The organism is Actinacidiphila yanglinensis, from assembly GCF_900107965.1.
In the GTDB taxonomy this organism is placed as follows: domain Bacteria; phylum Actinomycetota; class Actinomycetes; order Streptomycetales; family Streptomycetaceae; genus Actinacidiphila; species Actinacidiphila yanglinensis.
The window spans coordinates 370,900-395,114 of the sequence record NZ_FNVU01000007.1 but is presented as its reverse complement, the minus strand read 5'-3'; the positions used below and the strand labels follow the sequence as shown (position 1 = coordinate 395,114).

The following is a 24,215-nucleotide window of genomic DNA, read 5'->3' as shown; positions in this document are numbered from 1 at the left end:
GGCGCCGAGGTGGTGCCGTCGCGGCGGCGTCAGGCGTTGGCCGCCGCGACCGAGGCGACCGCGTCCTTCGCGGCGCGCTCGGCGTCGCTCTGCACGCTCTTCGCGCTCGGGTTCTTCTTGCCCTCCAGGCCGGCGCCGTTGTACTCGACGATCAGGATCACGTTGCCGGTGCGGACCACCACGGTGTCGTTCTGCGAGGTGACCTTGGCGACGGTGGCCTTGCCGCTGATCGACCGGGCCTCGTCGCCGAGGCCGGTCACCCCGGTGGCCGTGGTGCCCGAGGCCTTCTCCAGCGCGGCGATCTCGTCGGTGAACCGCTTGTGCGCCTGGAGGTCGGCGGCACCGAGCTGGGCGGAGGAGTCGTAGCGCTCCAGGGACACCGCCAGCCAGCGGTACTGGAACCCGTCCTTGCCGTTGCCGGTCCACGAGCAGCCGCTGCGGGTGCTGCCGGAGCCGGCGGTGTCCGTCGTGGTGCCGCCGCTGTGCTTCGCCTTCGGGACCAGCGAGGAGACCGTGTCCTTGGTGACGGTCCTGCAGGACGACGGCAGCGTCGCGAACCGCGCGGGGGCGAGCGGGGGAGTGGTGGTGGCGCTCGGCACCGCCGCGGCCGAGGAGTCCTTGCCGCCGTCCGCGTCCGAGCCGGAGGAGCCGCCAGAGCCCGACGAGCAGCCGGCCACCAGCAGGGCGGGCACGGTCGCGCCGGCGAGCAGCACGGCCAGGCGGCGCTTGGAGGTGCGTCGACGTCGTTCCATGGTCTCGGGTCCGTTCAGCTGCGGGAGTGGTCGGCCGGTTCGGCCCACCACCCTAAGGGGTCGCCGAGAGCCCTCGTCCCGCCCGCCCGGTCAGCCCTCGACCTTGTGCTGAAGGTCGCCGGCCACCTTCTCCGCGTCTTTTTGCAGGTCAGCGCTCTTCGGTGGCTGCGCGTCAGCGGGGGACGACTGGGTGTAGGTGACCGTCGCCAGCACGTTCGCGGTCCGGAAGACCAGCGTCACCGTACGGTTCGACGTCTTGCCGGGCTTCTTCGCCACGTCGTTGATGAATGCGGCGTTTCCCACACCGGACAGCCGGCGCGGCGCGAGATCCGGGCTCGACCCGCTCGCCCCGTTCGAGCCGATTGCGCCATTCGAGCTACTTGTGGAGGTGGAGGTCACCGGGTTCGCCGGAGTGGATCCCGAGCTGCCGTCGGTGCCGCTGCCTGCGGCCGCGTTCGAGGGGGAGGACGGGCTCGACGGGGTGGTCGTCGCCGTGGTCGGGCTCGTCGTCGCCGGTGAGCCGCTGGGCGGGCTCGACGGGATCGAGGCCGCCGTCGCCTTCTTGTCGAAGTCCGACGCCGCCTGCGCCTCGTCGCTCACCGCCGGGTCGTACGACACCACCCGGACCACGCTCAGGGTCAGCGAACGCGAGACGCCGTCGGCCGTCGTGCCCTTCCACGAGCAGCCCACCAGCCGGTCCGTGTCGTACGTCAGCGACTCCGCGCCCGCGTAGTCCTTCGCGCCCGGCACCAGCTTCTTCAGCGAGTTCGCGTCGACGGCCGTGCACGGCTGCGGCAGCGTGCGGTACTTGCCCGGCGGTGCCGGGGAGACGCTGCTGCCCGCGACCGGCACGGGCTTGCCGTCGCCGTCGGTGCTGTCGGACGAGCCGGGGCCCGTGCAGGCGCCCAGGGCGGCGACCGCGACCACGGTCAGCACGGCCCCGGCGGCAACCGGCAGCCTTCGTCTCGACGGCAGCGTGGACCGCACCGGCCGGACTCCCTTCGTCATACCTCGGCGCGCCTCGGCGTAATTGCTTGGCGCATATGAGCGAGCCTTGGACACAATGTCTACCGCACCCAGGACCCGAACCGCCTCTCGGGGCGGTGCGCCGGACGGCCCGCGAGGGCCCACCGGCACGACGGTGCAGGACGGGCCGCGCGCGCCCGTCCGGGAGCTGCGCGCGGGTTCCGCAGCCGTCTGTTCGTATTGTCACTCAATTTCTTGTGTCGCCACCGGGGGAATCCATGTCGTACACCGAGCTGCCGGGCGTCCGCGTACCGATCCGGATGTGGGCCGACCCCGCCGCGGTCGAGCAGGGCGCGATGCAGCAGCTGCAGAACGTGTCCTCGCTGCCCTGGATCAAGGGCCTCGCGGTCATGCCCGACGTCCACTACGGCAAGGGGGCGACCGTCGGCTCGGTCATCGCGATGCACGGCGCGGTCTGCCCGGCCGCGGTCGGCGTCGACATCGGCTGCGGGATGAGCGCGGTCAAGACCTCGCTGCGGGCCGGCGACCTGCCCGGCGACCTCTCCCGGCTGCGCAGCCGGATCGAGCAGGCCATCCCGGTCGGCCGCGGCCTGCACGCCGACCCGGTCGACCCCGGCACGCTCCACGGACTCGGCTCCGCGAGCTGGGACGGATTCTGGTCCCGCTTCGACGGACTCGCCGAAGCGGTGAAGTTCCGCGCGGAGCGCGCCGCCCAGCAGGTGGGGACGCTGGGCAGCGGTAACCACTTCATCGAACTCTGTCTCGATACGTCCGATGCGGTGTGGCTCATGCTGCACTCGGGTTCGCGCAACATCGGCAAGGAACTGGCGGATCACCACATCGGCGTCGCCCGCGGCCTGTCCCACAACCAGAACCTGGTCGACCGCGACCTCGCCGTCTTCATGACCGGTACTCCGGAGATGGACGCGTACCGCAACGATCTCTTCTGGGCGCAGGAGTACGCCCGGCGCAACCGCGCGGTGATGATGGCCCTGTTCCAGGACGTGATCGGCAAGGAGTTCAAGAAGGCCCGGCCCGTCTTCGAGCCCGAGATCTCCTGCCACCACAACTACGTGGCGGAGGAGCGGTACGACGGGATGGACCTGCTGGTCACCCGCAAGGGCGCGATCCGCGCGGGCGTGGGCGAGCACGGCATCATCCCGGGCTCGATGGGTACCGAGTCCTTCATCGTCCGCGGTCTGGGCAATGCGGCGTCCTTCAACTCCGCGTCCCACGGGGCCGGTCGTCGCATGAGTCGCACCGCGGCGAAGCGCGCGTACTCGACGCGGGACCTGGAGGAGCAGACGCGGGGCGTGGAGTGCCGCAAGGACTCGGGCGTGGTGGACGAGATCCCGGGTGCGTACAAGCCGATCAAGAAGGTGATGGAGCAGCAGCGCGACCTGGTCGAGGTGGTGGCGAAGCTCAAGCAGGTGGTGTGTGTGAAGGGTTAGTCATCCGCGCTCCCGGGCGCCCGCCCCACGCGGGCGCTCGGGGCGTTGACGTGGACATGGGGGCGTGTTATTCCTCACTCGCACCTTCCTGGACTAGACCAACTCCCCTCCACGGTAAGGACCCCCACATGAAACGCCGCTTCACGTACGTCGCGGTGGCCGGTGCCGCGAGCATCGCCGGCGCGTTCGGGCTGCTGGGCAGCACCAGCGCGCTGGCCGCCACCTCCGGCCCGATCACGGGACTGGCCGGCAAGTGCGTCGACGTCGCGGGCGGTTCGTCCGCCGACCACACCGCGGTGCAGCTGTACGACTGCAACGGCACGAGCGCCCAGTCCTGGACGGCCGGCAACTCCGACAACACCCTGCGGGCCCTGGGCAAGTGCATGGGGGTGACCGGAGGCGCGACGGCCAACGGCTCCAAGATCGACATCTACGACTGCAACGGCACCACCGGCGAGGAGTGGACGCCCAGCAACGGCGAGCTGTTCAACGTCGCCTCCGGCAAGTGCCTGGACGCCACCGACAACTCCTCCGCCAACGGCAACCAGCTCCAGATCTGGACCTGCACCGGGACCGCCAACCAGCTGTGGAACCTGCCCACCGGCGGCGGCACGCCACCCGGCGGCGGGCTCGACACGTCCGTCGCGCCCGGGGGCAACTTCGACCTCGGGGTGTGGGAGCTGCAGGAGCCGATCGGCAGCCCCGGCTCGCCCACCACGATCCCCTCGTCCAGCCTGCAGGGGGCGAACGGCTTCCAGGACTCGTACTTCTCCACCGACGGCTCCGACGGCGCGATGACCTTCTGGGCGCCGGAGAAGGGCGTGACCACGCCGAACTCCAACTACGCGCGTTCGGAGCTGCGCGAGATGAACCGGGACGGCAGCGCCGCCGACTGGTCGCTGTCCGGCACCCACCGGCTGGACGCGACCCTGCGCGTGGTGTCCGTGACCTCGAACGTCTGCGTCGGCCAGATCCACCTCGGCTCCGGCGGGACGTCCACGAAGCCGCTGCTGGAGCTGTACTACCACTCCAACGGCGATATCGTGGTGGGCCTGGAGAACTCCCCGGACGGCGGCCAGACCACGCACACCGTCGGCAACGTGCCGGTCGGCACCAAGTGGAGCTACTCGATCGGCGAGTCCGGCGGCAGCTCGCTGACCCTGTCGGTCAACGGCTCCACCACCAGCTACGGCGTCCCCTCGTCCTTCTCGCCGTACAAGCAGTACTTCAAGGCGGGCTCCTACAACCAGTCGTCCTCGGACAGCACCACCAACGGCGCGCGCGTCGGGTTCTACGCGCTCAACGTGACGCACTCCTGACCGCACACCCCGCGCGCCCCGCGCGGCACCGGCTCCACCGCGGGCGGCTCACCGCTCGCGGTGGACCTTGGAGTTGCTGGCCTGGGCGCGCGGGCGCAGCACCAGCAGGTCGACGTTGACGTGGGAGGGGCGGGTGACGGCCCAGGTGACGGTGTCGGCGACGTCCTCGGCGGTGAGCGGCTCGGCGACGCCCGCGTAGACGGCCTCGGCGCGCTCGGTGTCGCCGTGGAAGCGGGTGAGCGAGAACTCGTCGGTCTTCACCATGCCGGGGGCGATCTCGATCACCCGCACCGGCGTGCCGTTGAGCTCCAGCCGCAGCGTCTCGGCGATGACGTGGGCGCCGTGCTTCGCGGCCACGTAGCCGCCGCCGCCCTCGTAGGTGGCCAGGCCCGCGGTGGAGGAGATCACCACGACGGTGCCGTCGCCGGAGGCGGTCAGCGCGGGCAGCAGGGCCTGCGTGACGTTGAGCACCCCGAGCACGTTGACCTCGTACATGGCGCGCCACTCCGCGGGGTCGGCGGTGGCGACCGGGTCGGTGCCGAGCGCGCCGCCCGCGTTGTCCACCAGGACGTGCAGCGGGGGGAGGGCGTCGAGGGAGGCGGCGAAGGCGTCGACGGCGGCGCGGTCGGTGACGTCCACGGCGTGCACCGAGGCACTGCGGCCGGCCGCGGTCAGTTCCTTGGCGAGGGCGTCGAGCCGGTCGACGCGGCGCGCGGCGAGTGCCACGTGGTAGCCGGCCTCGGCGAGCCTGCGGGCGGTCGCGGCACCGATGCCGCTGCTCGCACCGGTGACCACTGCGGTACGGGAACTCATGTCGCGCTGCCTTTCGGACGGTGGTGCCGCGGGGCCCCTCGAGCCGGGGACCCGGGCCGGGAAGACGTGTTCGAGGACCGGGCTCCTACCTGTTCAGCATAGGTCCGGCGGTGCGGCGGCCGCTCACGAGGCGGCGTCGAGCGCCCGCAGCATGATCCGCTGCTCGACGGTGAGCAGGGTGACGGTCGTCGCGCACATGAGCAGTGCGAAGGCGATGTGCGCGGCCGGGGTGGTCGCCTCGACGCCGATCGCGCCGAGCACGAAGTGCACGCCGACCCGCAGCGCGATCAGGCAGACCGCGATCTTGCGGGTCCTCCTGCCGCGCAGCATCGCCCGCGCCGTCCTCAGCCGCCCGCGCAGTGCGGTCCTGGCGAGCACCACGTTCACCGCGATCGCGACCGCGACGACGATCCAGGCGTGCGGGCTGGTGCGGATGATGTCGTACGAGGCTCCGAACAGGCCCTCGAAGGCGAAGAACCAGACGGGGACGGGCCGGTAGCCGCCGGAGCAGTCCGCGGTGGCGGTGTCCTTGGTGAGGATGGCCTTGGCGCCGGCGGTCTTGGCGGTGGCGGCCTTCGCGTCGGCGCCCTTGGTGGCGGTGCCGGCCGCCGCCCGAGCGATGGTGCCGGTGGTCTCGTCGGTGGCGGCCGGCTGCGTGGATACCTCGGTGATTGCCATGACCAAAGCTTCGCGTCGGCGGGGGTGCGGTCGGCAGAGCCGGACGTCCGGGGTCGGCGGTGACATCTGTCATGCCCGGCCCCGCCGTCTGTCACATCCCGGCCGCCCGGCGGGCGGCGAGCACGGTGTGCCGCAGCAGCAGCGCGGTGGTGATCGGGCCGACCCCGCCGGGCACCGGCGAGACCGCGGCGGCGCGTTCGGCGGCCGACGCGTCCACGTCGCCGGCCAGCCCGCCCTCGGGCGTCGGGTTGGTGCCGACGTCGACCACGACCGCGCCCTGGCGCAGGTGTTCGGCCGTGACCAGGCCGATCCGGCCGGCCGCCGCCACCACGATGTCCGCCTGCCGGGTGACCGCCGCGAGGTCGGCGGTCCGGGAGTGGGCGACGGTCACCGTGGCATCGCGGTCCAGCAACAGGTGCGCCAGCGGCTTGCCGACCACCGTGGAGCGGCCGACCACGGCGACGGTACGTCCCGACAGCGGGACGCGGTGGAAGTCGAGGAGCTGGACGACGGCCTCGGCGGTGGCGGGTGCGAACGCCGGGAGCTTGGCGGCGAGCCGGCCGAGGCTCAGCGGGTTCGCGCCGTCGACGTCCTTGTCCGGGTCGAGCGCGGCGGCCAGTTCGGCGGCGACCGAGCCCTCCGGCAGCGGCGTCTGCAGGATGATGCCGTGCACGGCCGGGTCGGCGCTCAGCCGCTCCAGCGCCTCGCCGATGCGCTCGGGCAGGCTGTCGGCGGGCAGCCTGACGATGTCGCAGGCCGGCCCGGACTTCTCGGCGGCGCGGGCGAGCGAGCGGACGTACCAGGCGGTCGACTCGTCCTCGGTGGCGACCACGACCGCCAGCCGGGGGCGTACCCCGGCTGCGTCGAACTCCGCGCTGAGCGCGGCGACTTCCGCCCGGATCTCGGCGGCGCGCGGGCGGCCGTCCAGGATCGGGGGCAGGGCGTCGGCCGCGGCTGCGGAGGACCCGGCGCTCATCGGGCGATCTCCTTGCGGACGGCCTCGGTGACGGCGCGCGCGCGTGCGGCGAGCGCCTCGACTCCTGTGAGGGCGGCCGCGAGTTCGGCCCGCACCGCGTCGTCCTTGATGCCGCCGAGGTTGATCTCGACGTTCACCCGGGCGGTGGTGGCCGCGGCGCGGGCCGCCTCGGTGGCGGCGGCGACGTCGGTCACGACGTTCGGATTGCCGAACGGCAGGATCTGCTCGGCGAGTTCGACCACCCGGGCCGCGACCGCGATCACCTCCGCCGGCGGCCGGGCGGCGCCCGCGAGCGCGTCGGCGATGGCGCGGGAGCGGGCCGCCTTCTGCTCGTCGTCGGCCCGCGGCAGCTTGTACGCCTCGGTGACGGCGGTGAAGGCGCGGGCGTCCTCCTGCACCAATGCGAGGGCGCGTGAGCGGAGTTCGTCGGCGCCCGCGGTGATCGCCGCGACCTGCTCGGCATGGGCCGCGTACTTCTCGCCGGTGGTGTAGCGGGCCACCATGGCGACCAGGGCCGCGCCCTGCGCCGCGTGGAGGGCGGCTGCCGCGCCACCGCCGGGGGCCGGTTCGCGGGCCGCGAGCCGTTCCAGGTAGCCGCCGATCGTCTGGTCCTGCATACGGGCTCCCACCTCGTGCCTGGCCGCGGCCGTCGTCGCGCGACGCGGTTCCGACCCTACCGGCGGCGCCGGGCCGGGCCGGGAGCGGAGCCCCCGGCGCGCTCACCGGGCGGCGGTCAGTGGTGCGATGAGGCGCGGTAGCCGTCCGGCACCCCCGGGGTGAAGACGACGTCGCAGTCGATGTGGTCGGTGCGGTAGCGCAGGATCGCGCGGTACGCCGCGGAGTCGTACCAGCCGTGCGCCGCCGCGATGTCGGGGAACTCGATGACGACCAGGTGCCCGGGCCAGCTCCCTTCGACGACGTCCAGCACCGAGTCGTGGACGAGGAAGCGCCCGCCGAAGGGGTCGAGGGTGTCGCACACGAGGTCGAGGTAGCGGCCGATCTCGGGGTGCGGGCGTACGGAGCGCATGTGGGCCACGGCGTAGGCGGTCATCAGGGTTCCTCCCGTTCGTCCGGTCCGGGGCGGTCGCCCCGCGTTCTCCGGTGCACACGACGCTACGGAGGCGCGGCGCGGGCGGAATCCGTCACGCTTAGGTATGCCGCCGGGCAAGCGACCGGGTATGCGACCGGGCGGGGGGCGTTCACGCCGGACTCCCCGCTTCCGGGAAGGGGCCCGGCGGCCGGAGCGGGGACGGGGTCCACGATCCTTGGGGCATGCGTGCCGCCCGCCTGATCCGCATGGCGCTCCTCGTGCAGTCGAGCCCCGGTCTGACCGCGGCCGCCCTCGCCCGCGAGCTGGACGTCTCCCGGCGCACCGTCATCCGCGACGCCCAGGCCCTCCAGGAGGCGGGCGTCCCCCTGCGGTCGGAGCGCGGCCGCGCGGGCGGCTACCACCTGGCGCCCGGCCACCGGACCCGGCTCACCACGCTGGCTCCCACCGAGGCGGAGACGCTGTATCTCTCCGGACTGCCCACGGCCCTGCGGGACCTGGGGCTGTCGGACGCGGCGGGCACCGCCCGGCTGAAGCTGGCGGCCACCCTGCTCCCGTCGCTGCGCGCGGCGGCCGAGTCGTCGGTGCGCCGCTTCCACCTGGACGCGCCGGCCTGGTTCCGCGAGCCGTCGGCCCCGGAGGTGCTGCCGGAGCTGGCCCGCGCGGTGTGGGCGGACCGCACCGTCGAGCTGGCCTACGCGCGGCCGGGCCGGGACGGCGCCCCGCCTCGCACCGTGTCCCGCCTGCTGGAGCCGTACGGGCTCGTGCTGAAAGCGGGGGTCTGGTACGTCGTGGGCCGGGTTCCGGGGGAGCGGCCGGGCCGGGACGGCGCCTGGCGCACCTACCGCGTCGACCGCGTCACGGCGCTCGAACCCGCGTCCGACGGCTGCGAACCCTTCGTCCGCGACCCGGACTTCGACCTGGCCGGGCACTGGCGGGAGCACGCCGCCGCGTTCGCCCGGGCGCTGCTGCGCACGACCGTCACCCTGCGTCTGACCGGGGCCGGCCTGCGTCGCCTGCCCGCCGTGGCCGACCCGGCCGGCGCGGCCGAGGCGCTGGCGTCGGCGAGCGGGCCGGACAGCGGCGGCCGGGTCGTGCTGGAGCTGCCGGTGGAGTCGGAGGACGTCGCCTTCGGCCAGTTGACCGGGCTGGGCGCGGAGGTGGAGGTGCTGGCCCCGGCGGGCCTGCGCGCCCGCTTCCGTGCGCACGCGCTGGCCCTCGCCGGGGTCTACGGGACGGAGTCGCCGGATCGGCGGGAGTCGCCGGATCAGCGGTAGTCGTCGGGCGAGCGGTCCTTCCCGCCGTACCGGACGTCCTCGAAGTACGCCCAGACGTCCGGCCGGCTGCCGTCCACGTCCCGTACGTCGTAGGTCCGGGCGAGTTCCGCGCTGGAGGCGGACCTGCCGTTCCAGCGGGCGGCCCGGTCCGGGTCGGCGGCGAGGGCGGCGACCGCGCGGGCGAGGTAGTACGGCGACTCGGCGACCGCGAAGTCCGGTTCCCGCGCGACGGCGTCGCGCCAGTTCTCCTCGGTCACGCCGAAGTGGGCGAGCATCTGCTCGGAGCGCAGGAAGCCCGGCGAGACGGCGACGGCGGTGCCTCCGTACCCGGCGAGTTCCTCGCCCAGCCCGAAGGCGATCCGGATCGGGGCGTTCTTCGCGAGGTCGTAGTAGAGGTTCTCGCGGTAGCGGCGGTTGGTGGCGGCCGTGCCGTCGGTGACCTCCACGTGCAGCGGCGCGTCCGAGCGGATCAGGAGCGGGAGGGCGAGGGCCGCGGTGATCACGTGCGAGCGCACCCCGAGCTCCAGGATCCGCAGGCCGTCGGCGAGGGGCGTCTCCCAGCTCTTCCTGCCGAACACGGCACCGGTGAGGAGGTGTTCGCCGCCCCACAGGTCGTTGACGAGGATGTCGAGCCGCCCGTGCCCGTGGTCGATCCGCGCGACGAGGGCGCGTACCTGGTCCTCGTCGAGGTGGTCGGTGGGTACGGCGATGCCGGTGCCGCCGGCCGCGTCGACCAGTTCCGCGGTCTCCTCGATGGTCTCCGTACGCCGGCCGACCTCGCTGGCGCGTGCGCGGGTGGTGCGACCGGTGACGTACACGGTGGCTCCGGCGCGGCCGAGTTCGACGGCGAGGGCGCGGCCGGCGCCGCGGGTGGCCCCGGCGACGAGCGCGATCCGGCCGGTCAGCGGGCGCTGCGGGCCGGTGTCCTGGATGTTGCTGTCCTTGTCCATGACTCCACGGTGCCTCCCAAAGGTGACAGGTACCGTCACCTTTTCCCGGCCCGCCGTATCCCCACCCGTCCGGCGGCCCGACTCCGCTCGGCGCGTGCCCGGTTCGGCCTCCCACCTGCCTCCATGGTCCCAACGGCCCTGCCCGTCACTCGCGTTCAGTCGCAACGAGTATCGATCGTCCCGCAAGAACGCGACGCTTGAGCGTAGTTGAGCTCCAAAGTTGCGAAATCTCCGTGCAGGAATCTTGTGGTGGCCGCTCGGGCCGCCCTACTGTCACCTCACCGTTTCGCCCCCTCAAGAGAAACGAGCTAGCGATGTCACGGAGCATCACCGGCGCGGTGGCAAGTGGGCCCGGCAGATCCCGACGAAGAGCGGTGGCCGCCTTCGCGGCGGTGACGGCGGCCGCGGCCGGCCTCGGTGTGCTGGCCGGCGCACCGGCCTACGCCGGCGGCAGGGCCCAGGACGGCGTGCGGGGCGCGGGCGGGGCCGCTGCCGTGACCCGGGCCGCCCTCGATCCCTCGCTCGTCGCGGGCAAGGGCGCGGACCTCGGGTTCACCGAGCAGGAGGCCGAGCAGGCGGTCACGAACGGCACGGTGATCGGCCCGAGCACGGCCGCGTACACGCTGCCCGCCGAGGCGTCGGGCCGCAGCGCGGTGACCCTCCGGCCGGGCCAGTACGTCGAGTTCACCCTGCCGAGCGCGGCCAACGCGATCACCGTCCGCTCCAGCGTCCCGGACGCGGCGGCCGGCGGCGGCATCACCTCGCCGCTCGATGTCTCGCTGCGCGCGAAGAGCGGCGGGACCGTCCAGGGCCGCAAGGAGATGACGCTCACCTCGCAGTACGCGTGGCTGTACAACCAGTACCCGTTCTCCAACGACCCGAACGCGGACCTGCTCTTCCCCGACCAGTGGATCACCGAGTGCGCGTGCGTGCCGGACCAGACCACGCCGGCGCCCACGGTGGCCAAGCCGTTCCGCCCCAACCACTTCTACGACGAGCAGCGGCTGCTGCTGGGCCGCACCTACCAGGCGGGCGAGAAGGTCCAGCTCACGGTGCCCGCGGGCGCCGCGACCACCACGGTCGACCTGATGGACTCCCAGCAGGTGGCCGCACCGAAGATCGACGTGGTGGCGGCGAACGTCCTCGCGTTCGGCGCCGACCCGACCGGCCGCCGGGACTCCGCGGACGCCATCGACAAGGCCATCGCCTTCGCCAAGCGCGCCCACCTGAAGGTCTACATCCCGCCGGGCACCTTCCAGGTGAACCGCCACATCGTGGTGGACGACGTCACGATCGAGGGCGCCGGCAACTGGTACACGATCATCAAGGGCCACCAGGTCACCCTGAGTTCGCCGGACGCCGGGGGGTCGCTGCACACCGGTGTCGGCTTCTACGGCAAGGACGCGGCCGACGGCGGCAGCACCGACGTGCACCTGTCCGGCTTCGCGATCGAGGGCGACGTGCGCGATCGGGTCGACACCGACCAGGTCAACGGGATCGGGGGCGCGCTCAGCGACTCCACCATCTCCGGCCTGTACATCCAGCACACCAAGGCCGGCATGTGGTTCGACGGCCCGATGCACGACCTGCGGATCACCGGGAACGAGATCGTCGACCAGACCGCGGACGGCATCAACTTCCACACCGGCGTGACCGATTCGCTGGTACGGAACAACTTCATCCGCAACACCGGTGACGACGCGCTCGCGATGTGGTCGGACAAGACCGAGGACGCGCGGGACACGTTCGACCACAACACCGTGCAGACGCCGGTGCTCGCCAACGGCATCGCGCTGTACGGCGGCACCGACAACACCGTCTCGGGCAACCTGGTCGCCGACCCGATCCGCGAGGGCAGCGGCATCCAGGTCGGCTCCCGCTTCGGTTCCGAGGCATTCACCGGCCACCTGTGGATCACCGGCAACACCACGGTGCGGGCCGGCACCTACGATCTGAACTGGAACATCGGGCTCGGCGCGATCTGGTTCTACGCGCTGGAGAAGAACATCAGCGCCGACATCGAGGTGACCGGGGACGACTTCCTCGACACCACCTACAACGCGATCATGCTGGTGAGCGACTTCCCGGTGAAGGACCTGTACTCGATCACCAACGTCCACTTCAAGGACATCAAGGTGGACGGCACCGGCACGTCGGTGGTCAGCGCGCGGGTCGCCGGCGGCGCGACCTTCCAGAACGTGGTCGCCCGCAACGTGGGCGCGGTGGGGGTCAACAACTGCGGCTCGTTCCACTTCACGCCCGCGGGCTCGGAGTTCGCGCTGACCGACCTCGGCGGGAACACCGGCGGCGGCACCACCGGGGACTGGCTCGCCCCGTGGGAGCTGCCGAACACGATCACCTGCGACGACCGTCCGGCGGTGGTACCGCCGCCGGCTCCCTCGGCCTGGTGAGCTGACGCGCCGAGCGTCCCCCGCGCACGACCGTGACCGCGGCCGCCCGACCTCCCCCGGGCGGCCGCGGTCAGGGGCGGCCGAGGTCTGGCACACTGCCCCGATGACTTCGGCGCTGATCGACGCTTCCCATTCCGGCACCTGGAAACTCGGCGACCTCACCGTCAACCGGCTCGGCTTCGGCGCGATGCGGCTGACCGGCAGCGGCGCCTTCGACCAGGGCACCCCCAGCGACCGCGAGCGGGTGATCGGCGTGCTGCGCCGCGCCGTCGAGCTCGGCGTGAACCACATCGACACCGCCGCCTTCTACTTCTCCTCGCTGCGCTCCGCCAACGAGCTCATCAACACCGCGCTCGCGCCCTACTCCGACGACCTCGTCATCACCACCAAGGTCTGGCCGGGGCGGGACAACTCCGGCGAGTGGTGGCTGGCCGACCCCGGGCAGATCCGGGGCCAGGTCGAGGAGAACCTGCGGCAACTCGGCCGCGACCACATGGACGTGGTGAACCTGCGGGTGCCCCGGCGCAACGGATTCCCCTCCCTCGCCGAGCACTTCGGGGCGCTCGCCGAACTGCGCACCGCCGGCCTGGTCCGTCACCTCGGCATCTCCAACGCGACCGCGGCCCACCTCGCCGAGGCCCGCGCGATCGCCCCCGTGGTGTGCGTGCAGAACCCGTACGGGATCGGGGCGGACGCCGACTCCCGTGCGATGCTGCGCGGTTGCGGGGAGGAGGGGATCGCGTTCGTGCCGTTCTACGCGATCGCCGGGAGCGGGCGGGACGGCGGCGCCGGTGCGGCCGCCGCACATGACGAGGCCGTGCTCGACATCGCCCGCGCGCACGACGCGACACCCGCGCAGATCCGGCTCGCCTGGACCCTCGCGCAGGGCCCCCACGTGCTGGCGATTCCCGGCACCGGCAATCCCGACCACCTCGCGGCGAACGTCGCCGCCGGTGCGATCCGGCTGACCCCGCAGGAGATCGCCCGCCTCGACGCCCTTTAGGCCCAGAGCGGCGGGCGCGGCACGGCTCAGCCCGCGGAGCGCTCCGCCCGCGCCTTGGGCGAGGACGCCTCGGTGTCGACCATGCGCCGAATGGTGGCGGCGCCGAGGCGTCCCAGCATCCCGCCGACCGGGCCCTCCATCGCGAAGGTGAGGTCGACCTCGCAGCTGTCCGACCCCGGCAGGGGCCGCACGACGTGGTCGGCCCACTGGCGGACGCCCCCGGCGGTGCGGCTCCAGCGGAAGCGCCGCCCGGGTTCAAGGGTGTCGACGGTGTAAGGGGTGGGGCGCCGGCCGGGCTGGGAGACGGTGACGGTCGTGCCGACGGCGAGCCCGGCCCCGCCGGTCTCGACCGCGGTGACGGTCGGCGTCCACTGCGGCCAGCCGCCGACGTCGGCCAGCACCGCCCACACCGCCGCCGGCGGCGCGTCCACCCGCACGTTCGTCGCGTACCGCATGCCCGCCTCCGGGATCAGGGGTCTCTTGACCAGATGGTCAAGAGACGCTCGCCGCTCACTCTAGACCATCTGGTCAAGATAGGGTGCGTGGGTGAGCGCGAAGGACGAGTTGACGGGAGCGGTGCTCGACCACCTGCTGAGCGGCGCCGGCGGCGAGGGGCTCGACCGGAGTCTGCGGGCGCTCGCCGGGGCGATTGGGGTCGGCCACTCGCTGCTGCTGTACCACTTCGGCTCGCGCGACGGCCTGCTGGCGGCGGTGCACGAGGAGTGCGAGCGGCGGGAGCGGGCCCATCTCGCGGCGTTCGGCGCCGAGGACGCCGACGCGCGCACGACGATGCACCGGATGTGGCGCCACCTCGCCGAGCCCCGCATGTGGCCGGTGTACCGCCTCGGGTTCGCGCTGCGGGCCCGCCGTCCGGCCGGCGCGGACGCCGTCCGGGAGCCGTGGATCGACGAACTGCTGCCGCTGGTACGGGCGATGGGGGTCCCCGGGGCCGGGGCGCGGGCGGAGGCGCTGCTGTGGCTGGCCACCTGCCGCGGCCTGCTGTTCGAACTCGTCACCGGCGCCGACCCGTTGGCCGTGGACGCCGCGGCCGAGGCGTTCTTCGCGCACTACTCCGGTGCGCCGCAGACCCGTTGAACGGGGCCCGTGCAGGGGCTTTGTGCGTATCCCGGCCGTTGCGGCGATCCGCCAGAGGCAAAGCGGGCGAAGGGGGTGAAGCGGCTTCCGGACGGACCCGGAACGCTACGGCCACACCAGGCAGTAGAGCTGGTGGCCGGATTCCTCGCAGCGGCGGGCGAAATCCTGCCATTCGTGCAGCATCTGGTAGATGACGAACGCGTCGCGGGGGCCGCGCCGGTCGGGGACCGTGGACCAGATGAAGGCGGCGGCGCCGAGCGACTCCTCGTTGGCGGTGCGCAGCGGGTCGACGACCGAGGCGGGCAGCCGCACCACGGCGTAGTCCGGGTGCAGGACCACGAGTTCGAGCGGCGGGACCTTCGACGGAGGTATGCCCTCGATGCCGGTGAGCACCATCGCGGCCATCGTCTCCGGCTTGACCTTGGTGTACATGCCCTGGCCGAGTTCGTCCCCGCCGAGTTCCTCGGGGCGCATGGAGATGGGGACGCGGGCCGCCGTGGCCCCGTCGGGCGCGCCGAAGTACTTGTAGGTCACCCCCACTCGGCCACCCCTGCTCCTGCCCTCTGCGGTCGGTCGCTGCTCCGGGTGGTCGGTCCCGGAGTCGCTGTTCTCCTGCGGTACGCGATCAGCGGGCCGGCGTCGCCGACCGGTGGGGCGGGAGTTTTCGGGCTCGCGATCGTCCGGCACGTCGCCCGGTCCACCACCGCGCTGCTGCATTCCACTACCCGACCATCCGTCGACCCAACCATGCAACCCGATCATCGTGTCAGATGCGAGGTCGAGACGTTGCGGCGCAACGCCCGTCGTTTGAGAGCATGTGCCTGTGAGCTATCCGTACGAAGCACCAGTGTCCCAGGAACTCTTCGACCGCGCGGCGGCCGTGACCCCAGGTGGCGTGAACTCCCCGGTGCGGGCGTTCCGCGCGGTCGGCGGCACGCCGCGGTTCATGGTCTCCGGTGCCGGTCCCTACCTGACCGACGCCGACGGCCGCGAGTACGTCGACCTCGTCTGCTCGTGGGGCCCGATGATTCTCGGCCACGCGCACCCGGAGGTGATCGCCGCCGTCCAGGCCGCGGTGGTCGGGGGCACCTCCTTCGGTACGCCCACCGAGGGCGAGGTGGCGCTCGCGGAGGCCATGGTGGCGCGGGTCGAACCGCTCGACCAGGTGCGGCTGGTGTCGTCGGGCACCGAGGCCACGATGTCGGCGATCCGGCTGGCCCGCGGCTTCACCGGCCGCGCGAAGGTGGTGAAGTTCGCCGGCTGCTACCACGGTCACGTGGACGCGCTGCTGGCCGCCGCCGGTTCGGGCGTCGCGACCTTCGCACTGCCCGACACCCCCGGGGTGACCGGGGCGCAGGCCGGCGACACCGTGGTGCTGCCGTACAACGACATCGACGCGGTCCGGGCCGCGTTCGCCGCGCACCCGGGCGAGATTGCCTGCGTGATCACCGAGGCGTCGCCCGGCAACATGGGCGTGGTGCCGCCGCTGGACGGCTTCAACTCCCGGCTGAAGGAACTGTGCGAGGCCGAGGGCGCGCTGTACGTCTCCGACGAGGTGATGACCGGCTTCCGGGTCAGCGCGGCCGGCTGGTACGGGATCGACGGGGTGCGGCCGGACCTGATGACCTTCGGCAAGGTGATGGGCGGCGGCTTCCCGACCGCGGCCTTCGGCGGCCGGGCCGACGTGATGGCCGCGCTCGCCCCGGTCGGGCCGGTGTACCAGGCCGGCACGCTGTCCGGGAACCCGGTCGCCACCGCCGCCGGGCTGGCCCAGCTCCGGCTGCTGGACGCGGCCGCCTACGAGCGGCTCGACGCGGTCTCGGCGCAGATCCGCGGGCTGGTCGGCGAGGCGCTGACCAAGGAGGGCGTCGCGCACCGGATCCAGACCGCCGGCAGCATGTTCTCCGTCTTCTTCACCGACGCCGAGGTCCGCGACTTCGACGGCGCGAAGAAGCAGGAGGCGTACCGTTTCACCGCTTTCTTCCACGCGATGCTGGCCCAGGGCGTGTACCTGCCGCCGTCCGCGTTCGAGTCCTGGTTCGTGTCGACCGCACACGACGAGCAGGCGGTGCAGCGGATCGCCGCGGCACTGCCCGCCGCCGCCCGTGCCGCAGCGGAGGCCCACGCATGAGTACCGAGAACCCCGAGCTGACCGTCGTCCACCTGATGCGGCACGGCGAGGTGCACAACCCCGAGGGCGTGCTGTACGGGCGGCGGCCCGGCTACCACCTCTCCGAACTCGGCCGGCAGATGGCCGACCGGGTGGCCGAGCACCTGGCGGGGCGTGACATCCGCCACGTCGTCGCCTCCCCGCTCGAGCGCGCCCAGGAGACGGCCACCCCGATCGCGAAGGCCCACGGCCTGGATCTGGCGACCGACGGGCGGCTGATCGAGGCGGCGAACATCTTCGAGGGCAAGACCTTCGGCGTCGGCGACGGCGCGCTGAGCAGGCCCGCGAACTGGAAGTACCTCACCAACCCGTTCCGGCCGAGCTGGGGCGAGCCGTACGTCGACCAGGTCGTGCGGATGATGGCCGCGCTCGGCGCGGCGCGTGACGCCGCGCGCGGGCACGAGGCGGTGTGCGTCAGCCACCAGCTCCCGATCTGGATCGTGCGGTCCTACGCGGAGCGGCGCCGGCTGTGGCACGACCCGCGCAAGCGGCAGTGCACGCTGGCCAGCCTGACCAGCTTCACCTTCCAGGGCGACGAGATCGTCTCGGTCGGCTACAGCGAGCCGGCGATCGACCTGGTCCCGGCGAAGCTGCGCGCGGGCGCGAAGCCGGTCCGGGGCTCGGTCGGCGCGTAGCGCTTCCCGCTCGGCTCCCGGGCACGCACGGTCGGCGCGCAGGTCCGGGCGGTCGGCTGCCGGGCTGCTCGGTCCGCGCCCGGAGCTTCCCGCTCGGCTCCCGGGCTGCTGGGTCCGCGCCCGGAGCTGCTCGATCGGCGCCACGGGCGGTCGGGGGACCGTCCGTACGCTCCCGGCTGCCCGGAGGCGTCCACTCCGGGCGCGCTCCGGCGCCCAGGAATTCACCCGGTCCGGTGGCCCGGGCGAACCTTTTCGGCCACGGCGCGCCAGCATCTCGCCCCCTCGGCGTACTCCGCGTAGGCCGCGTGCCATGGATCCCCCGCTTGCGTACCCCCTCATGGGCCTCTTTTACGGTGATCTGTTTAGCCCATAAGAGCCCTTTTCTCCGGCGAACCCCCGTTTCGCCATGACCACGAGGAAGTGGTCATGGTCAACGACGCAGACGCGGGAGAGACGGGGATCGCATGAGTGCCATGACCCGAAGGGCCCTGTTGACCACCACCGCCGGAGCCGCCGCGGGCATGGCCGTCGCCGGGTGCGGCGGAAAGGACGGTACCGCCGGCTCGGCGCCAAGCGTCCGCAGGACCGGGGAGCACTCGGGCGCGAGCGGGGCGAAGGGCCCGGCGAAGATCCTGCGGCTGATCGGCGACGGGTCGACCGCCGACACCGGCCCGCAGCCCGGCCAGCCCGTGGTGGACCGGCTGGAACCCGGCCAGACACCCCCGCAGTTCGTGATCTTCTCCTGGGACGGCGCCGGCGAGATCGGCAACGGGCTCTTCCCCCGCTTCCGGAAGCTCGCCGACGACCACGGCGCCAAGATGACCTTCAACCTCTCCGGCCTCTACCTGCTGCCGGAGAGCAAGAAGCTCCAGTACGCGCCGCCGAACAGCCCGCTCGGCGCCTCCGACATCGGCTACCTCTCCGACGACCACATCAGGATGACGCTCGACAACCTGCGCCAGGCGTGGAGCGCCGGGCACGAGATCGCCAGCCACTTCAACGGCCACTTCTGCGCCGGCGCCGGCAGCGTCGGCCGCTGGACCCCCGCCGACTGGAAGAGCGAGATCGACCAGGCGGTGTCGTTCGTCACCCAGTGGAAGACGAACACCGGCTGGGTCGACGAGGAGCCGCTGCCGTTCGACTACGCGAAGAACCTGATCGGCAGCCGCACCCCCTGCCTGCTCGGCCAGGAGAACCTGCTGCCCACCGCCGCGGCGATCGGCTGGCGGTACGACACCAGCAACCCGGGCGGCGACCAGATCTGGCCGGACAAGATGATGGGCATCTGGAACTTCCCGCTCCAGCTCATCCCGTTCCCGGGCCACACGTTCGAGGTCCTGTCGATGGACTACAACATGCTGGCCAACCAGTCCCACGCCGCGACCCAGTCCGACCCGCGCAACTACACGTACTGGCGCAGCCAGGCCACCGCCTCGTACGTCGCCGGCTTCCAGCGCGCCTACGAGACCAACCGCGCGCCGCTCTACATCGGCAACCACTTCGAGGAGTGGAACGGCGGCATCTACATGGACGCCGTCGAGGAGGCGTTCAAGCACATCGCCGCCCAGGGCCACAAGGACGTGCGGATGGTGTCCTTCCAGCAGTTCACCGACTGGCTGGACGCCCAGGACCCGGCGATGCTGGACAAGCTGCGCGAGTTGGAGGTCGGGCAGCAGCCGCCCGGCGGCTGGAAGCAGTTCACCGGCCAGGTGCCCGCCTCCGACGCGACCGGTGCGGCGCCCGTCAACGGAGCGGTCCCCGAGCCCGGGGTTTCCGCGGCGACCTGACGGGCACCTCCTTACTTGGGGCAATTGCCGTTTTTGGGGTTGCTGGTGGGGGGGTGAGGAAGATCGGCGCAGGGCCCATGCGAAACTTTTCACATGAGTTCTCCGCGCGCCCTCGGACGCCACCTGCTCCGCCGCGCCGTCGCGCCGGCCGGTGCCGTGGCGCTGGCGCTGACGCTCGCCGCATGCAGTTCGTCGTCGTCCTCCGGCACCGGCAACTCCAACTTCGTGGGGGGCAACGGCGACATCACGGTGGTCAAGTCCGCCGACCGCAAGCCCGCTCCCCAGCTGTCCGGTGAGACCGTGGCCGGCGGCACCACCAGCCTCGCCGCGTACAAGGGCAAGGTCGTCGTCGTCAACATCTGGGGGTCGTGGTGCGCGCCCTGCCGGGCCGAGGCGCCGAACCTGGCCAAGGTCGCCGCCGCCGACGCGGGCAAGGGCGTGCAGTTCCTCGGCATCAACACCCGTGACCTGGAGCGCTCCAACGCCGCCCGGTTCGACAAGCGGTTCGGCATCACCTACCCGAGCCTGTACGACCCGTACGGCAAGCTGATCCTGAAGTTCCCCAAGGGCAGCCTCAATCCGCAGAGCCTGCCGGCCACGCTCGTGATCGACCGGCAGGGCAAGGTCGCGGCGCGCGCGCTGGCCGCCCTCACCGAGGACCAGCTGCACAAGCTGGTCGACCCCATCGCCGCGGAGAAGTGACGTGGCGGGCAGTGCGGTCGTCATGCTCGCCGGCAGCGCGGACACGGTGCGGTCCGGAGCGCTGCTGGCGGCCATACCGATCGCGATGTTCGCCGGGCTGATCTCCTTCGTGTCGCCGTGCGTGCTCCCGCTCGTGCCCGGCTACCTCTCCTACGTGACCGGGATCACCGGCAGTGACCTGGCCGAGGCCCGGCGCGGGCAGATGTTCGCGGGCGCGACGCTGTTCGTGCTCGGCTTCAGCGCGGTGTTCGTCTCCGGTGGCGCCCTGTTCGGCGGCTTCGGCGCGGACCTTCAGGAGCACCGGCAGACGCTGACCCGGGTCTTCGGCGCCCTCACCATCGTGCTGGGCCTGGCCTTCATGGGCATCGTCGGCGGCCTGACCCAGCGGGAGTTCCGCTTCCATTACCGGCCCGGCGTCGGCCTGCTCGGAGCACCGCTGATCGGCGCGATGTTCGGGCTGGGCTGGACGCCGTGCGTGGGCCCGACGCTCGGCGCCGTGCAGTCGCTGGCGTTCACCAACGCCAGCGCCGGCCGGGGCGCGCTGCTGATGGCCTTCTACTGCCTGGGCCTCGGCGTGCCCTTCATCGTGGCGGCGCTCGCCTTCCGCCGTACGCTGGGCGCCTTCGCGTGGGTCAAACGGCACTACGCGTGGGTCATGCGGGTCGGCGGCGGCATGCTCGTCGCCGTCGGGGTGCTGCTCGTCACCGGCGTGTGGGACCACATCACCTACCAGATGCAGATCTGGTCCAGCGGCTTCACCCCAGGGGTCTGAACGTGAGCATCACGCACAAGCCAAGCGACGGCCGGGTGCCCGGCCAGGGTTCCGGGCCGGACGCCGGTCAGGATCCCGAGAGCAAGGCCAACGGCACGGAGAACGGCGGCGAGGACGACCTCGGCGCCGCGGGCGCGCAGCTGTCCACCCAGCCGGTGGACACCCTGGCCAGCGGGCCCGCGCTCGGCCTGGTCGGCTGGCTGCGGTGGATGTGGCGGCAGCTCACCTCGATGCGGATCGCCCTGATCCTGCTGTTCCTGCTGTCGCTGGCCGCGATCCCCGGCTCGCTGATCCCGCAGCACAGCGACCAGCTCAAGGTCGACGCGTTCAAGAAGGCGCACCCGGACATCAGCCCGCTGTACTCGCGGCTGGACCTCTTCCACGTCTACGGATCGCCGTGGTTCTCGGCGATCTACATACTGCTGTTCGTCTCGCTGGCCGGCTGCATCGTGCCGCGCACCTGGCAGTTCGTCGGCCAGCTGCGGGCCCGGCCGCCGGCCGCGCCGCGGCACCTGACCCGGCTGCCCGCCTACAGCACCTGGCACACCGACGCGAGCCCGGAGCAGGTCGCGCAGGCGGCCCAGAAGGCGCTGCGCGGGCGGCGGTTCCGGATCAACGCCAGCGGGACTTCGGTCGCCGCGGAGAAGGGGTACCTGCGCGAGGCCGGCAACCTGCTCTTCCACGTGGCCCTGTTCGGCCTGCTGATCGGCTTCGCGTGGACCTCGCTGAACGCGGCGTCCGGCGGCAAGCTGGTGGTCGAGGGCGACGACGGCTTCGTCAACAACCTCACCCAGTACGACGACTTCTCCGGCGGCACGCTCTACAACGCCGACGACCTCAAGCCGTTCGGTTTCACGCTGGACAGCTTCGACGACAAGTACGCCACCAGCGGCCCGGAGCGCGGCACGGCGCTGAAGTTCCAGGCGAACATCCACTACTGGAGCGGCACCAGCGGCAAGGACGCGAAGAAGGGCGCGATCTCCACCAACCACCCGCTGAGCATCGGCGGGGAGAAGGTCTACCTGATCTCGCACGGCTACGCGCCCGTGGTGACCGTCAGGGACGGCCAGGGCAACGTCGCGTACCAGGGCCCGGTGCCGTTCCTGCCGCAGGACACCAACCTGACGTCCACCGGTGTGATCAAGGTCCCGGACGCGCTGGGCAAGAACGGCGCGTCCGACCAGCTCGCCTTCAAGGGCTACTTCACGCCGACCGGTGACCTCACCCGCGGCCCGATGTCGCTCTTCCCGGGCGAGGTGGCGCCGATCCTGTGGCTCAACGCCTACCACGGCGACCTGGGGCTGGACTCGGGCATCGCGCAGAACGTCTACCAGCTCGACGCCACCCACATGAAGCAGTTCCAGCTCAACACCAAGACCGGCGTCAACGGTGTCGCGCTCAGCCCCGGCGACGTCATGCAACTGCCGGGCGGCGCGGGCAGCCTCACCTTCAACGGCGTGAAGACCTGGGCCAGCTTCAGCATCTCCCACCAGTCCGGCAACAAGCTGGCGCTGGTCAGCGGGGTGATCGCGATCCTCGGCCTGATGGGGTCGCTGTTCATCCAGCGGCGCCGGATCTGGGTGCGCGCGCTGCCGTCCGAGCACGGCACCCTGGTCGAGATGGGCGGCCTCGGCCGCAGCGAGTCGGCCCGGATCGCCGACGAGCTGGGCGACCTCATCGCGCAGCTCCAGCCGGACGCACCGGTCAGAACGACCCCGGACGAACCCGCGGACACCGCTGACGAGGGCGGGGACGAGCCGGGGACCGCACGCGTGCCCGGCGCATCCCACGCCCCCGACGAACCGACCACCCGGACCGACGACGAAGGAGCCCGCCCGTGATGATGGCGGCCGCGGTCAACGAGAACTTCGCTAACTACAGCAACTACCTGATCCGCTCGGCGATGTTCGTGTACGCGCTGGCCTTCCTCGCGCACCTCGCGGAGTGGGTCTTCGGCGGCCGGAGCAAGATCGCCGTGCAGTCGGCGGCGCTCACCTCCGACGCCGCGCCTCCGACGGCCGTACCGGCGGTGACCGTGCGCGCCGCCGGGCAGGCCGGCACGACCACCATCGAGCGGCCGAAGGTGATCACCCGCGCCTCCGCCAGCGACCGGGACATCTCCGACGGCCCCGGCGCCGCGGGCGGCAACGAGAAGGGCGACCTGTACGGCAGGATCGCGATCTCCTTCACCGTCCTGGCGTGGGTGCTGCACGTCTGCGGGGTCGCCTTCCGGGCCGCCTCGGTGCAGCGCGCGCCCTGGGGCAACATGTACGAGTTCTCCACCACGTTCGGCGCGGTCGCGGTCGGCGCCTACCTGCTGCTGCTCGCGCTGAAGAAGAACGTCCGCTGGATCGGGCTGTTCCTCACCACGTCGGTGCTGCTCGACCTGGGCCTGGCACTGTCGGTGCTCTACACCTCCAGCGAGCAGCTGGTGCCGGCGCTGCACTCGTACTGGCTGTGGATCCACGTGTCGTGCGCGATCATCTCCGGCGCGGTGTTCTACCTCGCCGCCGTCGGGACGATGCTCTACCTGTTCCGCGACCACTACGAGGTGGCGCTGATGACCGGGCAGGCGAGCAACACCCGCTGGGGCGACATCATGCGCCGGCTGCCGGCCGCCGCGAGCCTGGACAAGTTCGCCTACCGGATGAACGCGCTGGTCTTCCCGCTGTGGACGTTCACCATCATCGCGGGCGCGATCTGGGCGCAGGCCGCGTGGGGCCACTACTGGGAATGGGACCCGAAGGAGACCTGGTCGTTCATCACCTGGGTCGTGTACGCCGGTTACCTGCACGCCCGCGCGACCGCCGGGTGGAAGGGCCGCAAGGCCGCGTACCTCGCGCTGGTCGCCTTCGCGTGCTTCCTGTTCAACTACTACGGCGTGAACATCTTCGTGACCGGCAAGCACTCCTACGCAGGGGTGTGACGCGCCGGGCCTGACGCCGCGGTTCGACCGGGGACGGTTCCGCTCACTCGCTCTCGGGCGAGGAGCCGGGGCCGTCCCCGCGCTTCTGCCGGTTGAGCTCGGCGAGCGAGCGCAGGAACGCCGGGTTGTCGTCCGGGGGCACCCAGTCCTCCCGGTCCTCCTGCGGCGCTTCGAGCGGCCGGCCGTCCTGCGGGTGGCGCCCCGCCGCCCGCATCCCGCGGGCCGGCTCCCGGCCCCACTCGACCCGGCCCGCGCCCCACTGCCCGGCCACGCGCCGCTTGCCGAAGGCCAGCCAGGCCAGCGGGCCGAGCATGATCTCGCCGAAGAACAGCACGATCAGCAGCCAGACCACCTTCGGCAGCCCGCGCACCTGCCGCTCGGGGGTGCCCAGGCAGTCCACGAAGGCGTATATCCATACCGCGATCACCAGCAGGAACGGCATGTAGCGCGTCATTCGAAACCC

24 protein-coding genes are annotated in these 24,215 nt (G+C 72.2%); 13 read left to right on the top strand and 11 right to left on the bottom strand.

Annotated elements, in window-relative coordinates; genetic code table 11:
• Positions 1–29: 29 nt before the first annotated feature.
• Positions 30–752 carry a DUF3558 domain-containing protein gene (locus C4U44_RS19255; RefSeq protein WP_146088293.1) on the bottom strand — a complete coding sequence of 241 codons (723 nt, stop codon included), beginning with the start codon at positions 750–752 and terminating at the stop codon, positions 30–32.
• A gap of 90 nt (positions 753–842) precedes the next feature.
• The gene (locus C4U44_RS19250) at positions 843–1,760 is read right to left on the bottom strand and encodes a hypothetical protein (RefSeq protein ID WP_146088292.1); all 918 of its coding nucleotides are present in this window, start codon (positions 1,758–1,760) and stop codon (positions 843–845) included.
• A 236-nt stretch (positions 1,761–1,996) separates the two neighbouring features.
• Here C4U44_RS19250 and C4U44_RS19245 point away from each other — a divergent pair, with 236 nt between their 5' ends.
• The gene (locus C4U44_RS19245; RefSeq protein WP_103887061.1) at positions 1,997–3,190 is read left to right on the top strand and encodes an RtcB family protein; all 1,194 of its coding nucleotides are present in this window, start codon (positions 1,997–1,999) and stop codon (positions 3,188–3,190) included.
• Positions 3,191–3,246: 56 nt separating this feature from the next.
• Complete coding sequence (locus C4U44_RS43625; protein ID WP_407642864.1) at positions 3,247–4,509, top strand: polysaccharide lyase family 7 protein; 1,263 nt, start codon at positions 3,247–3,249, stop codon at positions 4,507–4,509.
• A gap of 48 nt (positions 4,510–4,557) precedes the next feature.
• Here the strand turns inward: C4U44_RS43625 and C4U44_RS19235 are convergent, their stop codons facing one another.
• The 5 genes from C4U44_RS19235 to C4U44_RS19215 all read right to left on the bottom strand — a co-directional run bounded on the left by C4U44_RS19235 (position 4,558) and on the right by C4U44_RS19215 (position 8,027).
• Complete coding sequence (locus tag C4U44_RS19235; RefSeq protein ID WP_103887059.1) at positions 4,558–5,322, bottom strand: SDR family NAD(P)-dependent oxidoreductase; 765 nt, start codon at positions 5,320–5,322, stop codon at positions 4,558–4,560.
• A 123-nt stretch (positions 5,323–5,445) separates the two neighbouring features.
• The gene (locus C4U44_RS19230) at positions 5,446–6,000 is read right to left on the bottom strand and encodes a hypothetical protein (RefSeq protein WP_235032183.1); all 555 of its coding nucleotides are present in this window, start codon (positions 5,998–6,000) and stop codon (positions 5,446–5,448) included.
• A gap of 91 nt (positions 6,001–6,091) precedes the next feature.
• A complete protein-coding gene (locus C4U44_RS19225) occupies positions 6,092–6,976 on the bottom strand; it encodes a bifunctional 5,10-methylenetetrahydrofolate dehydrogenase/5,10-methenyltetrahydrofolate cyclohydrolase (protein WP_103887058.1) in 885 nt (294 codons plus the stop codon).
• A complete protein-coding gene (locus C4U44_RS19220; protein WP_103887057.1) occupies positions 6,973–7,593 on the bottom strand; it encodes a cyclodeaminase/cyclohydrolase family protein in 621 nt (206 codons plus the stop codon). Before C4U44_RS19220 ends, C4U44_RS19225 begins: the two co-directional genes overlap by 4 nt.
• A 116-nt stretch (positions 7,594–7,709) precedes the next feature.
• Positions 7,710–8,027, bottom strand: coding sequence for a DUF1330 domain-containing protein (locus C4U44_RS19215; protein WP_103887056.1), 318 nt, complete (start codon positions 8,025–8,027; stop codon positions 7,710–7,712).
• A gap of 221 nt (positions 8,028–8,248) precedes the next feature.
• Between C4U44_RS19215 and C4U44_RS19210 the strand changes: the two genes are divergently transcribed.
• The gene (locus C4U44_RS19210; protein WP_103887055.1) at positions 8,249–9,301 is read left to right on the top strand and encodes a helix-turn-helix transcriptional regulator; all 1,053 of its coding nucleotides are present in this window, start codon (positions 8,249–8,251) and stop codon (positions 9,299–9,301) included.
• Here C4U44_RS19210 and C4U44_RS19205 read toward each other — a convergent pair.
• Positions 9,292–10,251, bottom strand: coding sequence for an SDR family oxidoreductase (locus C4U44_RS19205; RefSeq protein ID WP_103887054.1), 960 nt, complete (start codon positions 10,249–10,251; stop codon positions 9,292–9,294). The genes C4U44_RS19210 and C4U44_RS19205 overlap by 10 nt on opposite strands.
• 314 nt (positions 10,252–10,565) lie before the next feature.
• Here C4U44_RS19205 and C4U44_RS19200 point away from each other — a divergent pair, with 314 nt between their 5' ends.
• Complete coding sequence (locus tag C4U44_RS19200; protein ID WP_103887053.1) at positions 10,566–12,662, top strand: right-handed parallel beta-helix repeat-containing protein; 2,097 nt, start codon at positions 10,566–10,568, stop codon at positions 12,660–12,662.
• 103 nt (positions 12,663–12,765) lie between these two features.
• Positions 12,766–13,665 (top strand): aldo/keto reductase, encoded by a 900-nt coding sequence (locus C4U44_RS19195; RefSeq protein WP_103887052.1) that lies wholly within the window; start codon positions 12,766–12,768, stop codon positions 13,663–13,665.
• Between the two features lie 26 nt (positions 13,666–13,691).
• Here the strand turns inward: C4U44_RS19195 and C4U44_RS19190 are convergent, their stop codons facing one another.
• Positions 13,692–14,120, bottom strand: coding sequence for an SRPBCC family protein (locus C4U44_RS19190; RefSeq protein ID WP_103887051.1), 429 nt, complete (start codon positions 14,118–14,120; stop codon positions 13,692–13,694).
• A 91-nt stretch (positions 14,121–14,211) separates the two neighbouring features.
• On the opposite strand from C4U44_RS19190, the gene C4U44_RS19185 reads away from it, so the two are divergent.
• Positions 14,212–14,760, top strand: coding sequence for a TetR family transcriptional regulator (locus C4U44_RS19185; RefSeq protein WP_103887050.1), 549 nt, complete (start codon positions 14,212–14,214; stop codon positions 14,758–14,760).
• Positions 14,761–14,865: 105 nt separating this feature from the next.
• Here C4U44_RS19185 and C4U44_RS19180 read toward each other — a convergent pair whose 3' ends face one another.
• Positions 14,866–15,477, bottom strand: a complete 612-nt coding sequence (locus C4U44_RS19180) for a hypothetical protein (protein ID WP_235032182.1) — start codon at positions 15,475–15,477, stop codon at positions 14,866–14,868.
• Positions 15,478–15,583: 106 nt separating this feature from the next.
• On the opposite strand from C4U44_RS19180, the gene hemL reads away from it, so the two are divergent.
• The 7 genes from hemL to ccsB all read left to right on the top strand — a co-directional run bounded on the left by hemL (position 15,584) and on the right by ccsB (position 23,752).
• Positions 15,584–16,891 carry a glutamate-1-semialdehyde 2,1-aminomutase gene (gene hemL, locus C4U44_RS19175; protein WP_103887049.1) on the top strand — a complete coding sequence of 436 codons (1,308 nt, stop codon included), beginning with the start codon at positions 15,584–15,586 and terminating at the stop codon, positions 16,889–16,891.
• The gene (locus tag C4U44_RS19170) at positions 16,888–17,565 is read left to right on the top strand and encodes a histidine phosphatase family protein (protein WP_103887048.1); all 678 of its coding nucleotides are present in this window, start codon (positions 16,888–16,890) and stop codon (positions 17,563–17,565) included. Before hemL ends, C4U44_RS19170 begins: the two co-directional genes overlap by 4 nt.
• Positions 17,566–18,029: 464 nt before the next feature.
• Complete coding sequence (locus tag C4U44_RS19165) at positions 18,030–19,352, top strand: polysaccharide deacetylase family protein (RefSeq protein WP_235032181.1); 1,323 nt, start codon at positions 18,030–18,032, stop codon at positions 19,350–19,352.
• Between the two features lie 93 nt (positions 19,353–19,445).
• On the top strand, positions 19,446–20,054 hold the full coding sequence (locus C4U44_RS19160) for a TlpA family protein disulfide reductase (RefSeq protein WP_103887047.1): 609 nt from the start codon (positions 19,446–19,448) through the stop codon (positions 20,052–20,054).
• A gap of 22 nt (positions 20,055–20,076) precedes the next feature.
• Positions 20,077–20,826 carry a cytochrome c biogenesis CcdA family protein gene (locus C4U44_RS19155; protein ID WP_103887119.1) on the top strand — a complete coding sequence of 250 codons (750 nt, stop codon included), beginning with the start codon at positions 20,077–20,079 and terminating at the stop codon, positions 20,824–20,826.
• 35 nt (positions 20,827–20,861) lie between these two features.
• Complete coding sequence (gene resB, locus C4U44_RS19150; RefSeq protein ID WP_103887120.1) at positions 20,862–22,667, top strand: cytochrome c biogenesis protein ResB; 1,806 nt, start codon at positions 20,862–20,864, stop codon at positions 22,665–22,667.
• Positions 22,664–23,752, top strand: coding sequence for a c-type cytochrome biogenesis protein CcsB (ccsB, locus tag C4U44_RS19145; RefSeq protein ID WP_200823311.1), 1,089 nt, complete (start codon positions 22,664–22,666; stop codon positions 23,750–23,752). The genes resB and ccsB overlap by 4 nt, the downstream gene beginning before the upstream one ends.
• A 43-nt stretch (positions 23,753–23,795) precedes the next feature.
• Here the strand turns inward: ccsB and C4U44_RS19140 are convergent, their stop codons facing one another.
• Entirely contained in the window at positions 23,796–24,206 is a 411-nt protein-coding gene (locus C4U44_RS19140) for a PLD nuclease N-terminal domain-containing protein (RefSeq protein ID WP_103887045.1), read from the bottom strand.
• Between the last annotated feature and the right edge of the window lie 9 nt (positions 24,207–24,215).

Excerpts from the sequence above, each read along its gene's own strand:
- C4U44_RS19160 (WP_103887047.1), top strand. The coding sequence starts at position 19,446 with ATGAGTTCTCCGCGCGCCCTCGGACGCCACCTGCTCCGCCGCGCCGTC.
- C4U44_RS19250 (WP_146088292.1), bottom strand. The coding sequence starts at position 1,760 with ATGACGAAGGGAGTCCGGCCGGTGCGGTCCACGCTGCCGTCGAGACGA.
- C4U44_RS19180 (WP_235032182.1), bottom strand. The coding sequence starts at position 15,477 with ATGCAGCAGCGCGGTGGTGGACCGGGCGACGTGCCGGACGATCGCGAG.
- C4U44_RS19225 (WP_103887058.1), bottom strand. The coding sequence starts at position 6,976 with ATGAGCGCCGGGTCCTCCGCAGCCGCGGCCGACGCCCTGCCCCCGATC.
- C4U44_RS19255 (WP_146088293.1), bottom strand. The coding sequence starts at position 752 with ATGGAACGACGTCGACGCACCTCCAAGCGCCGCCTGGCCGTGCTGCTC.
- C4U44_RS19220 (WP_103887057.1), bottom strand. The coding sequence starts at position 7,593 with ATGCAGGACCAGACGATCGGCGGCTACCTGGAACGGCTCGCGGCCCGC.
- C4U44_RS19205 (WP_103887054.1), bottom strand. The coding sequence starts at position 10,251 with ATGGACAAGGACAGCAACATCCAGGACACCGGCCCGCAGCGCCCGCTG.
- C4U44_RS19155 (WP_103887119.1), top strand. The coding sequence starts at position 20,077 with ATGCTCGCCGGCAGCGCGGACACGGTGCGGTCCGGAGCGCTGCTGGCG.
- C4U44_RS43625 (WP_407642864.1), top strand. The coding sequence starts at position 3,247 with ATGGGGGCGTGTTATTCCTCACTCGCACCTTCCTGGACTAGACCAACT.
- C4U44_RS19245 (WP_103887061.1), top strand. The coding sequence starts at position 1,997 with ATGTCGTACACCGAGCTGCCGGGCGTCCGCGTACCGATCCGGATGTGG.
- C4U44_RS19195 (WP_103887052.1), top strand. The coding sequence starts at position 12,766 with ATGACTTCGGCGCTGATCGACGCTTCCCATTCCGGCACCTGGAAACTC.
- C4U44_RS19140 (WP_103887045.1), bottom strand. The coding sequence starts at position 24,206 with ATGACGCGCTACATGCCGTTCCTGCTGGTGATCGCGGTATGGATATAC.
- C4U44_RS19235 (WP_103887059.1), bottom strand. The coding sequence starts at position 5,322 with ATGAGTTCCCGTACCGCAGTGGTCACCGGTGCGAGCAGCGGCATCGGT.
- C4U44_RS19190 (WP_103887051.1), bottom strand. The coding sequence starts at position 14,120 with ATGCGGTACGCGACGAACGTGCGGGTGGACGCGCCGCCGGCGGCGGTG.
- C4U44_RS19215 (WP_103887056.1), bottom strand. The coding sequence starts at position 8,027 with ATGACCGCCTACGCCGTGGCCCACATGCGCTCCGTACGCCCGCACCCC.
- C4U44_RS19165 (WP_235032181.1), top strand. The coding sequence starts at position 18,030 with ATGAGTGCCATGACCCGAAGGGCCCTGTTGACCACCACCGCCGGAGCC.
- C4U44_RS19170 (WP_103887048.1), top strand. The coding sequence starts at position 16,888 with ATGAGTACCGAGAACCCCGAGCTGACCGTCGTCCACCTGATGCGGCAC.
- C4U44_RS19230 (WP_235032183.1), bottom strand. The coding sequence starts at position 6,000 with ATGGCAATCACCGAGGTATCCACGCAGCCGGCCGCCACCGACGAGACC.
- C4U44_RS19200 (WP_103887053.1), top strand. The coding sequence starts at position 10,566 with ATGTCACGGAGCATCACCGGCGCGGTGGCAAGTGGGCCCGGCAGATCC.
- C4U44_RS19210 (WP_103887055.1), top strand. The coding sequence starts at position 8,249 with ATGCGTGCCGCCCGCCTGATCCGCATGGCGCTCCTCGTGCAGTCGAGC.